Here is a 12534-nt window from a genome sequence, read left to right on the forward strand (position 1 = left end):
TCCGCCGAGCGCTGACGCCCACCGGCACCCTGATCCCCAACAGCGGACGCGGCGGTCGCTGGTTCGGCCCATTGGGGCGAATCCTCAAAGCGCGCGTGCTGTCCGGGTTCACCCGTCAGCAACTGAGGCCCTTCGCGTCGATCGAGAAGCGCCAGGACCTGCTCGCCCTGGCCGATCTGCTCGCGACCGGGCAGATCACGTCCGTCATCGACCGCACCTACCCCCTCGACGAAGCAGCCGACGCCCTCCGCTACATCGCGGCCGGCCACACCCGAGGGAAGGTCGTGATCACCGTGTGACGAGCGCACCGCCGCCCCACCAAAGCGATTGTGGGGGGCGGTGGCCGATCGAGACGCTAACGACGATCCGTGAACGCCAAGACGAGCCGTCGTGAACGACTTCGCACCAGCCTGTGAACGGCCTACACCGGCCGCAGTCGGGCGGAAGGCGTCGTCCAGCGCTGTGTCGAAGGACAGTGGCGCGTGGATCGGGCAACGAGGACAATCGTCATCATGAACGCCGACGCCTTCGCACCCGTTCGTGACGCCGCGACCGCCCTCGAGGCGGAGGGCTTCTCCGGGATACTCCGTGCGACGCGCGGGGACGAGGTGATCCACGAGTCCTGTCACGGCTACGCGAATCGGGCGGATCGCATCCCGGTTCGTTCCGGGACGCGGTTCGCGACCGCGTCCCTGAGCAAGATGTTCACCGCGGTCGGCATCCTCGAGGCGGCCGGACGTGGGGAACTGAGCGTGCAGGACCGGGTGGTCGACCTCCTGCCGCCGCAGAGGCGGCCCTCGACACTGAGCGACGACGTCCTCGTCCACCACCTGCTCTCGCACAGCTCGGGCATCGCCGACTACTTCGAGGAGGACGAGGACCTGCCCGACTACGACGAGGAGGGGATGGAGAAGATCTGGGCGGCCATCCCGAACTACACGGTCCGGGACTACGCCGCGCTGCTGCCCTTCATGTGGTCATCGTGGGCGGACCGTCCGCCGCGCTCATCGTGCTGCGGGCCGTGCGGTGCCTCTTGCCAGTGCGAGTCCTGCTCCGGTCCAGGCCTCGTCGTTGGTTACGTCCTGCAGCGTATCCAGCCAGTCTGGAATGTCGGCGGGCGTCTGCCCCACGTCGTCAATCTCAGCGACGAGGCTGCCGTCCTCATGCTGGTCGATTGCGACTGTCGTTCCACCTTGTCGTGCGATGTGGCGTCGCTTGCGGAGGGTGTGCGCAGGCAGCGAATTGAGCAGGTTCCACTCCTCATCGTTGAGGTACAGATTGGTACACGCGACCTCGTGAGGGCCTGGGCCCAACCGGATTTTGTGGCTCAACTTGTGGGTGACCGTCCCATCCGCATCATGCACTTCGCGGAGACGTAGACGTGTCCCGATGACGTATCGATCGATGATGTCCCTGGTGCTGGTCACCCCGTCGGGAAGTGACCGAAGGACGTAGCGGCGTTCTCGTTCGACTACCGCGTACTTCAGCGGATGGTCCCGCTCTTGCGCATCTGATGCCGCCTCGCTCGCTGAGGACTCTCCCGTCAGGAGCACGTCGATGGCCATGTCGACGATAGTTCCGCGTGACTCCAGCTCATGGAGCTCGGAGATCGGCATCCAGCGTGCGAACTCCGTGGAACCGTCGGTCTCGGTGGTGCCAAGCATGCCGCCGGTGATGGTGCCGGCGTAGAGGAATCGTTGGGATCGAAATGGCCTGCTGTCGGATGTGGCGGGCGCAGTTTCGTAGGAGTCGGCCAGTATCCGCTGCACCGAGACGTGGTAGCCGGTCTCCTCGTAGGTCTCTCGAATGGCGGCATCGCGTAACGATTCGTCGAACTCGATGCCCCCGCCGGGCAGGGTCCAGCAGGGCGGGTTGAGTTCGTCCCCCCGGAACCATGTGAGCAGGACCCGCCGCTCATCCGTGAGCAGCACGTATGCTGCCAGGCGCGTGTCGTACTCCGTGAAGTGCATGTGTTCTCTCATTCGTTTGGGCTGGGGCGAGCATTGATCAGCCAGGAGCTGTAGTGTTCCGTCACGGTGCCACCGAGTGTTTCGGCGATGGATGCTGCTTGTCTCACCTCGGATTCCGACCAGTCGCTGAAGGTCGCAAACAGGGCGTGAATCTGGTCGGCGGTCAGCTCGATCGACCACCGGTAGCGGTGCATCTGCTCGACGGTGAAGAGCTGCGTTCTGGCGATCTTCGCCGCGGTGTGTTCGAGGTCCTCCGGGTTGCCTTCTCGGGTGGTGCCTCGGCGATTGACGATGCGCTGGATTTCGTGGCGGAATGGGGTCACTTCCGCGTCAGGGTCACCGAAGACATTGCGCCAGACCAGGAGCCTGGCTTCGGCAGTGAGCGCTTTGTGAACGAGCGGCAGCACGACGTCGAGGTCCATCCAGTGGATTGAGGTGGCTGCGATGGCGAGGTCGAAGGCCGCAGTGTCCGGCCGGATGTCTTCGGCGCGCGAGCGGACCACAGTGGCCGCCGGGAATCGTTGTTGAAGGATTGCCGCTAAGCTCTCGCCTGGCTCGACTGCGACCACGTCCATCCCGCGGGCGAGGAGCTCGCCGGTCGCCTCTCCGCTGCCGGCTCCGAGGTCAAGCGCGCGTCGGCCGGGTTCGACCAGGCCGGTCGCGGCGGCATCCCGCCACAGCGCGGCTGGGTAGTGCGGTCGGGCGGAGCCGTAGTTGGCCGCCACCGCGTTGAAGTGCATCGGATCGAGATTGTTCATTGGTTCAGCTTCGGGTCAGTGGGGCAGCGCGGTCCAGGCGGACACCAGGAGTGCAACGGCGAGCCCGAGATCGAGGACGAAGCAGGCTTCGGCGAGGGACCGGCTCACCACCTTGTTCCGGGCGAAGTGCGCGATGTCCCAGGCGGTGTGGCCGAGCGCGGCGATCGCGGCGAGGTAGATGGTCCAGGTGGGGCCGGACATCATCGCCGCCAGTCCGATGGCGGTGTAGCCGAGGAAGCCCAGGGTCTGTACACCGATGGTGTAGCGGTGGGTTCCTGTGGCGCGGATGAGCCCGAAGACTGCCAGGCCGATGCCCATCACGATCAGCGTGGCGGTGGAATCCAGACCGGTGAGTTTGGCGAGGACGACCGCGGCGCTGGCGACGATCACCATCACCCATACGCTTCGCTGAGAGCCGAGGACGGCCGCCCCGAGGTAACAGGTGGCCGCAATGATGATGATCATGGCGGTGACGTGGGGGTCGGCTCCACTGGCCAGGTTAGCGAGCAGTGCCAGGAGGCCGAGCGCGGACGGCCAACGGGAGATCACGTGCCGGATTCCCCGCGCAACCCGGCCGGCTGCGGGCTGATGGAAGTGACTGTCGAGGTGAGTGGTGTTGTTCATAGCCTCAGTCTGGGTGCGACTGGCGCCTGGTGATCCCGTGGATCTGTCACGAAGATCCTGGGTGGCACGCACGGTCAAACCCAGCCATTCTCGCGAGCGATTCGATGGGCTTCTGCTCTCGACTCGGCGTGGAGTTTCTGGGCAATGGACGCGAGGTAGTTGCGCACCGTGCCCGGTGAGAGAAACAACTCGCGCGCTATATCGCGCACCGGACGATCCGCGTGCGCCGCTACCAGCACCTCGGTCTCGCGGGGGGTGAGCGGGCTCGACTGGATCGTGAGGGCGTCTGCGGCGAGAACGGGGTCCACGTAGCGTTGTCCTTCGTGGACGCGGCGAATCACGTCCGCCAGAGCCGTGCCGGGCGCGCCCTTGGCGAGGAATCCTTGGGCGCCAGACAGCAGCGCTTGGCGCAACAGATACGGGCGGCCGTGGCCGGTGAGGATCACGCCGGCGCACTCGGGCAGGGTGCTGCGCAGCTCCTTGATCACGCTGATTCCGTCGAGCTTGGGCATTTCCAGGTCGACGACCGCGACCGCTGGTCGATGACGTAGCGCCTGCTCGACCGCTTGTCTGCCGTCTGGAACGGTGCCGACTACTGCAATGTCCGGCTCGCGTTCCAGGAGACTCACCAGGGCCACCCGGATCAGCTCGTCGTCCTCGGCCAGCAGAACCCCGATCGGCGTCGTCATCGGAAACCCGCCGAATCAGCCGAGCACCGGAGGCAGAGTTCGAACCAGGACTCGTTCTGGATAATGGTCAGGCTCGCGCCCTGCGTCGCGCAGCGTGCAGCGAGGCTCGCCAGCCCGGTGCCGTCCGACGACTCCCGGCGCCTGGACACGCCGTCGTTGGCGATAGTCAGCCTCAGGTGAGGTTCTTCGGTAGTGAGTGAGATCGCGACCTGGGTAGCCGCACTGTGACGGAGCAGGTTGGTTACGGCTTCCCGGGCCACCGTGGCCATGAGCTCGGAACAGGCCTGGGATGCCCGATTGATCACGTCCTGAGGTGCGTCGATGGACACTCTGATCCCTGCGGAGGAGAGCACGAGTTCAGCGGTGTGAAGCTGGCTGGGAAGGTCGGTGGTCAACTGGTCGTACACGGCCCGGCGCGCGTCCCGAAGCGTTTCGGTGGCAAGCGTGCGGATCTCGTCATTCTCTGCGAGTTCTGCTTTCAAGGCGATAATGCTGAGACGATGCCCGAGTACATCGTGAAGCTCGCGACTGACTCGCAATCGTTCCTGAGCGATCACGAGGTTCGCCTGCGCCTCCCGGCCGGCCTGCGCCTCCCACAACAGCCGGAGCATCCAGACCAGCCCTTGGCACATCACCCAGACCGCGGCGGCCGTCGTGAGCGTGATCAGCACGCCCACCGCAAGCGACGCGTGAATAACCTGGCCACCAACCAGGGTCGCGGCCGCGAGCGTCCCTGCGGCGGCTACAGCCATGTGCCAACCGAGCAGGGCGCACGCGGCGATCGCGAAACCGGCCAGCCACGCCCAGGGCTGGTGACCGGGCCCCGCCCATAGATGCGCTGGCGCCCACAGCGCCATTGAAACCGTCACGAGCAGTGCGGCCCGGAACCACTTGGCGCCGCTGGTGAGGTCGGGGCTCACCGAAGACCACAGCACCCAGAGCAGCGTAGCCCCGAACCCAGTGAGACCGACCACATAAAGGGTGCGGAGCAGCGCGGTCGGTGGCGCGGTTAACGACCACGGGATGATCACCGCCCAGGCGAAGCAGGCCATCAGCACGCCCAACACGATCAGACGAGGACTCAGCCGGGGCCGTTGGAGCAGGCTGGACTCCAACGCCACGTCCTGGGGAGAGCCGACCACTCGGTGACTAAGTCCTGTGAGCGGGCCACCGAAACCCGCGAACTCACTGAGATCTCGACTGCTGGCCGGGCCTACCGCCATCGGAATGCTCTCACCGAGATGAGCCCGCAGAGCACTGCCCAGACGGACATGACGATGAACGCGACGATGTCGGCGGTTCCCTGGTACCAGGCAGAGGTCAGCGCCTGGCTCATCGCGCCGAGCGGGGTGAAGCCGGTGATCAACTGCATCGCCGGGGTCATCATGGGTCCGGGCGTCCACATACCTGCGGTGAACAAACAAGCCATGAAGACCAGCATCCCGACCCCGTACGCGACCTGGGCATTCCCGGCGGTCGCCGCGATCAGCGATCCCACGGCCATCATGGCGAGGGTCCCGATGCCGATGACCGCGGCGACCAGGGCAACGCTTCGTGGGGCGGAGGCGCCGAAAGCGGCCCGAGCGAGCAGAGCGGTCATGAGGATTGCCGCGACGAACGTGGCAGCGCTGACCAACCACTGCGCGAACAGCACCCGGTGCGCGCCCACTGGCGTGACATCGAGGCGCCGGAGCACGCCGCTATCGCGGTACGCCGCGATAGCGGATGGATAGTTGGTGACGGCGACGCTCAACAGTGCGACGGTGATCGAGATCGGGACGAAGAAGTCGATCACCCGCAACCCCACCAGGGCGGGGTTGTCACTCCTGATGGGGTCCATCGTGCCCGGGATGGCGAACCCTTGGAGCAGCAGAAGCAACGAGGGCAGCAGCAGCGCCATGAACACGCTGGTCGGATTTCGCAGGAACAGCCGCGCCTCGGTCACGGTCAACGTTGTGAGAGCGCTCATGCTGCTCTCCCGGCGCTGCTCGGGTCGATTGTGTCGAGGAAGGTGAGGTAGGCATCCTCAAGGGTCTGCGTGGCGTGCGACCTGACCGCGGCGGCGGCTCGGAGTTCCGCCGGCGTTCCGACGAACTGGGTTCGCCCAGCGGCGATGATGGCGAGCCGGTCGGCCAGTCGTTGCACCTCGTCGAGGTAGTGGGAGACCAAGATGATGGTGACCCCACGAGCTTTGATCTGCTCGATGAGGTGCCAGACGCTGCGTCGTCCCTGCGTGTCGAGGCCGGTGGTGAGTTCGTCCAGCACGACGATGCGCGGTGAGCCGACCAGCGCGAGGGCGATGGAGAGCCGCTGCTTCTCGCCGCCGGAGAGCTTGCCGAAGGCCCGCTTCCGCTGATCCTTGAGCCCGACCGTTTGCAGCAGCTCCTCAATCGCGATCGGCGCTGGATAGAACGAGGCGAACAGCTCTGCCGCTTCTTCCACCCGTAACGTGGCGGGAAGGACCGACGCCTGCATCTGATACCCCACGAGCTCACGCACCTGAGCGCGGTCCTTCGCCGGGTCGAGGCCAAGCACCTCGATCCGGCCCGCGTCGGGGGTGAGCGCTCCGGCGAGGCATTCCACCGTGGTGGTCTTGCCGGCACCGTTGGGGCCGAGTAGGCAGAACACCTCCCCGACCCGGACAGAGAAGCTGACCTCATCGACAGCCACAACCCCCGGAAACGTCTTGCGCAGCTCGCGGACGGCCACGGCGACCGAGGGCTGGCCTGGTGGTTCCGCCGCGAGGCTCTGCGTGCCGGTGTTCATCGCTCTTTGTCCTGCCTGCTGCGCTGGGTGAAGAGCGACCACAGCGCGTAAGCGAGCAGCACCGTCACAAGGCCAGCCGCAGCCAATGCGTACGCACCCGGGCCCCAGGCGACGCCGCCGAGCACGGCTACCAGCACGGCCGCGGTGATCACCGCGGCCAGCAGGATCACTTGGGACGCAATCGAACTGTTCTGTCGATTGCGGGCCGCCAGGACGATCTCCGCGATCTGCAGCACCGCGATCCCGAGCCCGGAGCCAACGGCGTAGGCGACGATTCCTGGCGGGATCGGCGCGGTGGTGATCGGTAGAGTGGCTGCACCCACCGCGAGGAGCAGCGCGACGGCGTCCAGAGCGGCTGCGATCAGCTGCCACGGGCCGGCGTCGGTGGGGTCTTGTCGTTTCCTGGGGATGAAGTCCCAGGCGCGAGCCTGGTGCCAGCGGCTCGCCGCGAAACCGACCGCGAAGGTGCCGATCGGCGCTGCCAGCGCTGCGAACAGGTTGCCGGTGAGCGTCCACACCACTGTGCCGAGCGCAACGACGATTGGCAGGGAGCAGAGCCGCCCGAACCACCAGCCGCGCAGGTACAGCGGACGTGCCTGGGGCAGGTCAGCGGGGTGTAGCAGCCGTTTCACGGCAGGGTCGGGCAGGGTCACTGCCTCATGCAGGTCATTCATGGTTTCTCCAAGGTGTCGTCGTGAGGTAATCGGGATCCACGCTCGGCCGGGCGAGTTCGTAGACCTTCTGGCGGGCCACGCCGATCGCGCTGGCGACGGTCACTGCGCTGTACTCGTCCAGCAGCGCCCCGATGCACACCGAACGGACGCTCGCGGCCCGGGCAACCAGGTGCGACATCAACGTGCTGACCTCAGCGGCCAGCAGAGCGACGGCTCGCTCCCCGCCGAACTCGACGGCCCAGTCTGCACCCCCCGAACTGGCAGCGGCATAGAGCCGGTCCCCGCCGTCTTCGAGGTGGGACGCAACCTGGTTCGGTGTGACTCCGGCAGCATCGAACCGCTCGATCACTGACGCGACCGTTGCGGGAGCGTCCTTCTGGCGATGCGCCAGGACGCGTATCCACTGGTCCGCCGCGGAATCCGCCGGGCCGGGCTGCAATTTGTCACCCCTGGGGTTACGATCCATGTTGATAGCGTCGCATCCCAGGCTTCGACTGTCAACCCTGGGGTGACGGCAGCCCTCAAGTCAGCCAGGGGACTTCTTGTCTTTAGTTGCGTCATCTCTCGCCCTCCGTTCGTTGATGCCCTGAGCGCGCAACGCCTGCTATTTCACCGACAAGGCTCGAGTGCCATAACTCGTATATGTATGTACTAGATCATACTTGAGCGTCGGGATCTGGAGAGTTGCTGAAGTCGGGCAGTGGTCGACCCAGCTCCTTCAGGGAAACCTGAGTGTCCTCCGCTGCAATGTGCCGGTTGATGCGGAGGAGCGGGAACCAGGCCGCCGTCATGATCGCGAGGACGGCTGCGGCACCCAGGATTTGCCCCACGTCAAGCCAGTGCGCCAGGAAGGCTGCCAGGGCAGATCCGAGCGGCAGTGCGCCCCAGCTGAGAACACGTGACGCCGAGTACACCCGACCCAGCAGCGCCGGCGGGGTTCGTTCCTGCCGCAAAACCGCCACAAGCACACTCCACAGGCTCGCCCCTGCGCCGGCGGCGACGATACCGGCCACGACCGTCCACAGCGGTCCTCCCATCGCGGCTGGCAATACCAGAAGCACAGTGCCGACGAGGTCGGCGAACAGCAGCGTGGGTGGCTGGCAGAGTTCGGGTACGCCGTGAATGACGGGCTGGTGAGAAGGTGCTGGCCCGACGCTGCGAGCCATGCTGACCGCATCGCGCGCCTCACCTCCTCAGCGATCGAGCTCCTGACCAGTCCTCACCTCGACCGCGTTCGGGAGTGCCCCAGCTGCGGGTGGCTGTTCGTCGACAGCAGTCGCAATCAGAGCCGTCGGTGGTGCTCAATGCAAACCTGCGGGAACAGAACGAAGGCGCGTCGTCACCACGCGCGACAATCTTCGCCCCAACCGGGCGGCTGACCCTACCGCTCGTGACGCGCCGAATGGCCTGACGATTCGGGACTCGGGGCCCGCCCTATGGCGCTATGCGCGGTCGACGGGTTGGTTCGGATCAGTGTGGTGGGTGGCGCTCCGGCAAACCGGCGAACCTCGCGGATCAGGTGGCTCTGGTCTGAGAAGCCGAATCGCGCGGCGACATTCGCGCTGGAGTCATGGCGGAGCGCCTCGTGGGCGCGCTCGAAACGTACAACGCGGGCAGCCGTTTTGGGACCCAGGCCGATCTGCTCGGTGAAACGGGAGATGGCGTGGCGCTCACTCCACCCGGTCTGGCCGATCAGCTCGCCGATCCGGGCCCGGCCCCCGGTTGCTTCAATCTGCTGCCACATCCAGCTGACGAACGGTTCCAGGCGAGGGCCGCGGGCCAGCAGGGCGAGCAGCTTGCGATCGATCAGGTCGAATCGTCCAGGCCAGGTCGGCGTGGCCCAAAGCCGGTCCTGGAAGCTGTCGTCGAAAGCGGGGGCCGCGTCGGCAACCCCGACCACGGCTTCGGCCAGCTCGCGACCGGGCACACCCAGCAGGCAGACGACGCCCAACGGCGTGAGATAGATCTGGACGCACTCCTGCACCCGGTCAAAGCGGGTGGTGGCGTAGCCAGGCATGAGCCCCGCGATGAACGACTCGTGGCGACCGATACCGCGTCCGTGGGAAAGGCCGACCACGTCGAGGGTGGGGCCGGACGACAGCACCAGCGGTATCAGGCTCCCGGCCACCTGACGACGGATCACCGGGCGATTCGTCCATTCCTGGAAGCCGACGATACCTGCCACCAGCCCGGCGAACTCAGGACGGACCCGATGTCGGGTCAGGACTGGACCTGAGGATTCCGTTGACGTGCTCATGTGGTCGCCGATGGGCCACATCCGGTCAGAAATCTTCAAGACGCAGCCGTCTCACCCAGGGGATCCTGGACTGAGAAAGGAGTGCATCATGCGCAAGTTGATCGCGATCGAGTTTCTCTCGGTCGATGGAGTCATGCAAGGTCTGGGCTCGCCGGACGAGGACCGCGAGGGTGGATTTGAGCACGGCGGCTGGGGCGCGCCGTACGCCGCGGGCATCCACTCGTCGACCAGTTCGGGAGGGCTGGACGGAACGACCGCCTATCTCTTCGGCAGGAAGACCTACGAGAAGATGTCCGCCTACTGGCCGTATGTGCCCGACGACAACCCGATGGCCGCGCACCTGAACTCGACTCCCAAGTATGTCGCGACCACCACAGTGTCTGCCTTCGATTGGCAGCAGACCTCTGCGCTGGAGGGTGATGTTCTTCAGGCTGTGCGCACCCTGAAGCTGACCGGTGACGGAGATATCGCCATCCTCGGCAGTGGCGTTCTGGTCCGATCCCTGCTGAATGAGGGCCTGCTGGATTCGCTGCGGCTGTTCATCCATCCACTGCTCCTGGGCTCCGGCAAGCGGCTCTTCGGAGCCCTCGACCTGCCATGCTCGCTGACCCTCACCAACTGCTCGACGACGTCCATGGGGAGTGTCGCCCTCTCCTACGACATTGGGTTGAGCCAGTAACGGCAGCAGGACGGCCATGGGCTCAGGCTAGGACGCGCGGTGATCGGTAGCGCAGGACGACCGCACCCGAAACGAGTTGCTGGCGACCCGCCAAGTCGAGTTCGATCCGCTCCCGCAGACCGGCGAACAAGGTCGGACCGTGGCCGGCAATGACCGGCTGCACGAGGAACTCGTACTCGTCAATCAGCCCGAGGTCGGCCAGCGTGCGCGGGAGCGTCACGCCACCCACCCACAGGCCATCGCCGGGCTCCTGCTTGAGCTGCTGGATCGCTTGCCCCAAGTCTCCCCGGATCAGCTCGGCATTCCAATCGACCCTGGTCAAGGTGCTGGACACGACGTACTTCTTCGCTTGATCGATGGTCTCGGCGAACAGGATCTGCCAATCATCCATCCAATCAGGCCAGGTGCCGCTGGCCGGCTTCCGCCACGCCGATTCCATCAACTGGTAGGTCACCCGGCCGAACAGCAGAGCGTCGGCTCGTGCCAGCCCGGCGGTCCAGTAGCGCATCGACTCCTCGTCTGGCGGGAGCCCGGCCTCGTGGTGGCAGCAGCCGTCAAGCGTGACATTGATCGAATAGCGAAGGGGTCTCATCGGTGACTCCAGGTCAGTCATCCTGGTCGAGGTTCTGCCGGCGTCAGCACTGCTGCTCACGGCCCGGAGCGGCCGCGATCGCTGGTTGGAGGACGGCGATGATGAGGCGCGCGGCGTCCTCACTGGTCACGAGGCCGGCAACCACCTCGTCAGCGGCAGCATTCATCACCACATGCGTCGTCGTCAGCAGCCAATGCATGGGGAGATCAGTGCGGAACGCTCCTTCTTGCTGCCCTCGCTCAAGGATGCCGCGCACTCGTGCTTCCGCCTTCGCGTGCAGCTCCCGCACGCGCTCGGACGGCAGCTCTTCCTGTGCTGCGGCCAGCAGGCCACGGGCCTCGTTAAGAAGCGTCCAGCTTGACTCGATGAGTCTGCCGAACGCTTCGGCGGGTGGTCCGTCCAGCGGCACCTGGGCCAGGATGTCCTCACCGCGTCCCAGGCTCTCGGTCACGGCGGCATCGATGAGTTCGGCACGGGTCTTGAAATGCCCGTAGACGGTCATCCGTCCGAGGCCGGCTTCAGCTGCGATCTCAGCCACGGAAGCTGCGGGGTTTCGTCGCAGCACCCTGGGTGCGGCGACGAGAATTGAGGCGCGGTTCCGCTGCGCGTCTGCGCGTTGGTTGGCGATCCTGGCTTGGTCTGGTGCGTCGTCCCTCGGACTGCTGCTCACGCCGATCCCACCCCTTCGATAACTCGTATAGGACTGTACGGGCTAGCGTAACACGGGGCCCGGGCCACATACATCTGACCGAGATCTGTCTCAACAGGTTTGGCGCGCTCGGCGCCCAAGCTGGACCGTGGCGCGCGGTGACCCCGTTGATCTGTCCGGCCCGAGCTGCGAGCTCCTAGGTCACTTGATGATCTTGGTTCAAATCTAGTGGGACGCTGCACTACCCGTACTCCAATATACGAGTTATAGTTCGAGATAACTCAATCACAGATGTCCGAGTTGTGGTGCGGGCGGTCGAGCGTCTCACATCTGGTGTCAGCCCCGTGTTGCTCGCTGGCGAGTGCGCTGCGGGCAGCGTCAATACCACGACAGGGGCGTCAACGTAACGACGCGAAAGGAACAGACTCATGAGCGGCGACGAAGAGCCGAAACGGGTGTCCTTGGATCAGCGCGCCCAGCGAGTCACCTGTTCGCAGGCGCCACACCGGCGAAGCGGAGGGCTTGTGAGTCAGTTCATCAGCGCGCTCTATACATCCGGGGGCAGACGAACGAGCGCCGAGTACTCCGACCAGATCGAGCAGATACCGGAGTATCGGGCTGCTCGGGAGATCGCCCTCCAGTACGAAACCCTCCGAAACGTCAACCGCTGATGATCAGCTCAGACCGGTCAGCCGCAGAAGTCCCTCACGTGCGGCGCTATCCGACCCTGGCCACATCCGGGTGAGTTCACTGGCGGAACTGGCGGTACCGACGCGCGCAACGTGCATCGGCTCCCGAATCACGCCTATCCTCGCCCGTACCGAGCCTATCGATCACCCGGTCGCGCCTATTGCGGATGGCGGATGTTGTGGTCGG

At 65.6% G+C, this 12534-nt stretch carries 17 protein-coding genes and 1 pseudogene; 5 read left to right on the plus strand and 13 right to left on the minus strand.

The features are described 5' to 3' along the window. Both AAFP05_RS03425 and AAFP05_RS03430 read left to right on the plus strand, forming a co-directional pair. Positions 1-299: zinc-binding dehydrogenase (locus AAFP05_RS03425; protein ID WP_341728458.1), on the plus strand; the 299-nt coding region annotated here is incomplete at its 5' end. A gap of 213 nt (positions 300-512) precedes the next feature. After that, complete coding sequence (locus AAFP05_RS03430) at positions 513-1379, plus strand: serine hydrolase domain-containing protein (protein ID WP_341728459.1); 867 nt, start codon at positions 513-515, stop codon at positions 1377-1379. A gap of 225 nt (positions 1380-1604) precedes the next feature. Here the strand turns inward: AAFP05_RS03430 and AAFP05_RS03435 are convergent. From AAFP05_RS03435 to AAFP05_RS03480, 10 genes and pseudogenes are all read right to left on the minus strand, one after another. Continuing rightward, positions 1605-1982, minus strand: a pseudogene (locus AAFP05_RS03435) (NUDIX domain-containing protein); the annotation flags it as partial. Then, positions 1979-2728, minus strand: coding sequence for a class I SAM-dependent methyltransferase (locus tag AAFP05_RS03440; RefSeq protein ID WP_341728460.1), 750 nt, complete (start codon positions 2726-2728; stop codon positions 1979-1981). The pseudogene AAFP05_RS03435 and the gene AAFP05_RS03440, both read right to left, overlap by 4 nt. Before the next feature lie 15 nt (positions 2729-2743). Further along, complete coding sequence (locus AAFP05_RS03445) at positions 2744-3352, minus strand: hypothetical protein (protein ID WP_341728461.1); 609 nt, start codon at positions 3350-3352, stop codon at positions 2744-2746. 74 nt (positions 3353-3426) lie between these two features. Next, a complete protein-coding gene (locus AAFP05_RS03450; RefSeq protein ID WP_341728462.1) occupies positions 3427-4041 on the minus strand; it encodes a response regulator transcription factor in 615 nt (204 codons plus the stop codon). After that, positions 4038-5183, minus strand: coding sequence for a histidine kinase (locus tag AAFP05_RS03455; protein WP_341728463.1), 1146 nt, complete (start codon positions 5181-5183; stop codon positions 4038-4040). The genes AAFP05_RS03450 and AAFP05_RS03455 overlap by 4 nt, the downstream gene beginning before the upstream one ends. Before the next feature lie 71 nt (positions 5184-5254). After that, on the minus strand, positions 5255-6010 hold the full coding sequence (locus tag AAFP05_RS03460) for an ABC transporter permease (RefSeq protein WP_341728464.1): 756 nt from the start codon (positions 6008-6010) through the stop codon (positions 5255-5257). Continuing rightward, positions 6007-6807 (minus strand): ABC transporter ATP-binding protein, encoded by an 801-nt coding sequence (locus tag AAFP05_RS03465; RefSeq protein WP_341728465.1) that lies wholly within the window; start codon positions 6805-6807, stop codon positions 6007-6009. The genes AAFP05_RS03460 and AAFP05_RS03465 overlap by 4 nt, the downstream gene beginning before the upstream one ends. Beyond that, entirely contained in the window at positions 6804-7481 is a 678-nt protein-coding gene (locus AAFP05_RS03470; RefSeq protein WP_341728466.1) for a hypothetical protein, read from the minus strand. Before AAFP05_RS03470 ends, AAFP05_RS03465 begins: the two co-directional genes overlap by 4 nt. Next, entirely contained in the window at positions 7474-7947 is a 474-nt protein-coding gene (locus AAFP05_RS03475) for a hypothetical protein (RefSeq protein ID WP_341728467.1), read from the minus strand. Before AAFP05_RS03475 ends, AAFP05_RS03470 begins: the two co-directional genes overlap by 8 nt. A 190-nt stretch (positions 7948-8137) precedes the next feature. Next, positions 8138-8647, minus strand: a complete 510-nt coding sequence (locus AAFP05_RS03480; RefSeq protein WP_341728473.1) for a hypothetical protein — start codon at positions 8645-8647, stop codon at positions 8138-8140. Here AAFP05_RS03480 and AAFP05_RS03485 point away from each other — a divergent pair. Beyond that, positions 8615-8860 carry a CGNR zinc finger domain-containing protein gene (locus AAFP05_RS03485; RefSeq protein ID WP_341728472.1) on the plus strand — a complete coding sequence of 82 codons (246 nt, stop codon included), beginning with the start codon at positions 8615-8617 and terminating at the stop codon, positions 8858-8860. The two genes, AAFP05_RS03480 and AAFP05_RS03485, sit on opposite strands and share 33 nt — an antisense overlap. A gap of 2 nt (positions 8861-8862) precedes the next feature. Here the strand turns inward: AAFP05_RS03485 and AAFP05_RS03490 are convergent, their stop codons facing one another. Then, positions 8863-9738: a helix-turn-helix domain-containing protein gene (locus AAFP05_RS03490; RefSeq protein ID WP_341728468.1), complete on the minus strand. Its 876-nt coding sequence runs from the start codon at positions 9736-9738 to the stop codon at positions 8863-8865. An 88-nt stretch (positions 9739-9826) separates the two neighbouring features. Here AAFP05_RS03490 and AAFP05_RS03495 point away from each other — a divergent pair, with 88 nt between their 5' ends. Further along, positions 9827-10417: a dihydrofolate reductase family protein gene (locus tag AAFP05_RS03495; protein ID WP_076689089.1), complete on the plus strand. Its 591-nt coding sequence runs from the start codon at positions 9827-9829 to the stop codon at positions 10415-10417. A gap of 22 nt (positions 10418-10439) precedes the next feature. Here the strand turns inward: AAFP05_RS03495 and AAFP05_RS03500 are convergent, their stop codons facing one another. Together AAFP05_RS03500 and AAFP05_RS03505 are read right to left on the minus strand one after the other, a co-directional pair. Next, the gene (locus AAFP05_RS03500; protein WP_341728469.1) at positions 10440-11009 is read right to left on the minus strand and encodes a dihydrofolate reductase family protein; all 570 of its coding nucleotides are present in this window, start codon (positions 11007-11009) and stop codon (positions 10440-10442) included. Between the two features lie 43 nt (positions 11010-11052). Continuing rightward, the gene (locus AAFP05_RS03505) at positions 11053-11679 is read right to left on the minus strand and encodes a TetR/AcrR family transcriptional regulator (protein WP_341728470.1); all 627 of its coding nucleotides are present in this window, start codon (positions 11677-11679) and stop codon (positions 11053-11055) included. 503 nt (positions 11680-12182) lie between these two features. On the opposite strand from AAFP05_RS03505, the gene AAFP05_RS03510 reads away from it, so the two are divergent. Further along, positions 12183-12329, plus strand: a complete 147-nt coding sequence (locus AAFP05_RS03510) for a hypothetical protein (protein WP_341728471.1) — start codon at positions 12183-12185, stop codon at positions 12327-12329. Positions 12330-12534 lie beyond the last annotated feature (205 nt).

The organism is Brooklawnia sp., from assembly GCF_032229645.1.
GTDB lineage: Bacteria > Actinomycetota > Actinomycetes > Propionibacteriales > Propionibacteriaceae > Brooklawnia.

Bases quoted from the DNA above. Each gene is read 5' to 3' on its own strand.
- AAFP05_RS03430 (WP_341728459.1), top strand. From the start codon at position 513: ATGAACGCCGACGCCTTCGCACCCGTTCGTGACGCCGCGACCGCCCTC.
- AAFP05_RS03440 (WP_341728460.1), bottom strand. From the start codon at position 2,728: ATGAACAATCTCGATCCGATGCACTTCAACGCGGTGGCGGCCAACTAC.
- AAFP05_RS03445 (WP_341728461.1), bottom strand. From the start codon at position 3,352: ATGAACAACACCACTCACCTCGACAGTCACTTCCATCAGCCCGCAGCC.
- AAFP05_RS03450 (WP_341728462.1), bottom strand. From the start codon at position 4,041: ATGACGACGCCGATCGGGGTTCTGCTGGCCGAGGACGACGAGCTGATC.
- AAFP05_RS03460 (WP_341728464.1), bottom strand. From the start codon at position 6,010: ATGAGCGCTCTCACAACGTTGACCGTGACCGAGGCGCGGCTGTTCCTG.
- AAFP05_RS03465 (WP_341728465.1), bottom strand. From the start codon at position 6,807: ATGAACACCGGCACGCAGAGCCTCGCGGCGGAACCACCAGGCCAGCCC.
- AAFP05_RS03470 (WP_341728466.1), bottom strand. From the start codon at position 7,481: ATGAATGACCTGCATGAGGCAGTGACCCTGCCCGACCCTGCCGTGAAA.
- AAFP05_RS03475 (WP_341728467.1), bottom strand. From the start codon at position 7,947: ATGGATCGTAACCCCAGGGGTGACAAATTGCAGCCCGGCCCGGCGGAT.
- AAFP05_RS03480 (WP_341728473.1), bottom strand. From the start codon at position 8,647: ATGGCTCGCAGCGTCGGGCCAGCACCTTCTCACCAGCCCGTCATTCAC.
- AAFP05_RS03490 (WP_341728468.1), bottom strand. From the start codon at position 9,738: ATGAGCACGTCAACGGAATCCTCAGGTCCAGTCCTGACCCGACATCGG.
- AAFP05_RS03495 (WP_076689089.1), top strand. From the start codon at position 9,827: ATGCGCAAGTTGATCGCGATCGAGTTTCTCTCGGTCGATGGAGTCATG.
- AAFP05_RS03500 (WP_341728469.1), bottom strand. From the start codon at position 11,009: ATGAGACCCCTTCGCTATTCGATCAATGTCACGCTTGACGGCTGCTGC.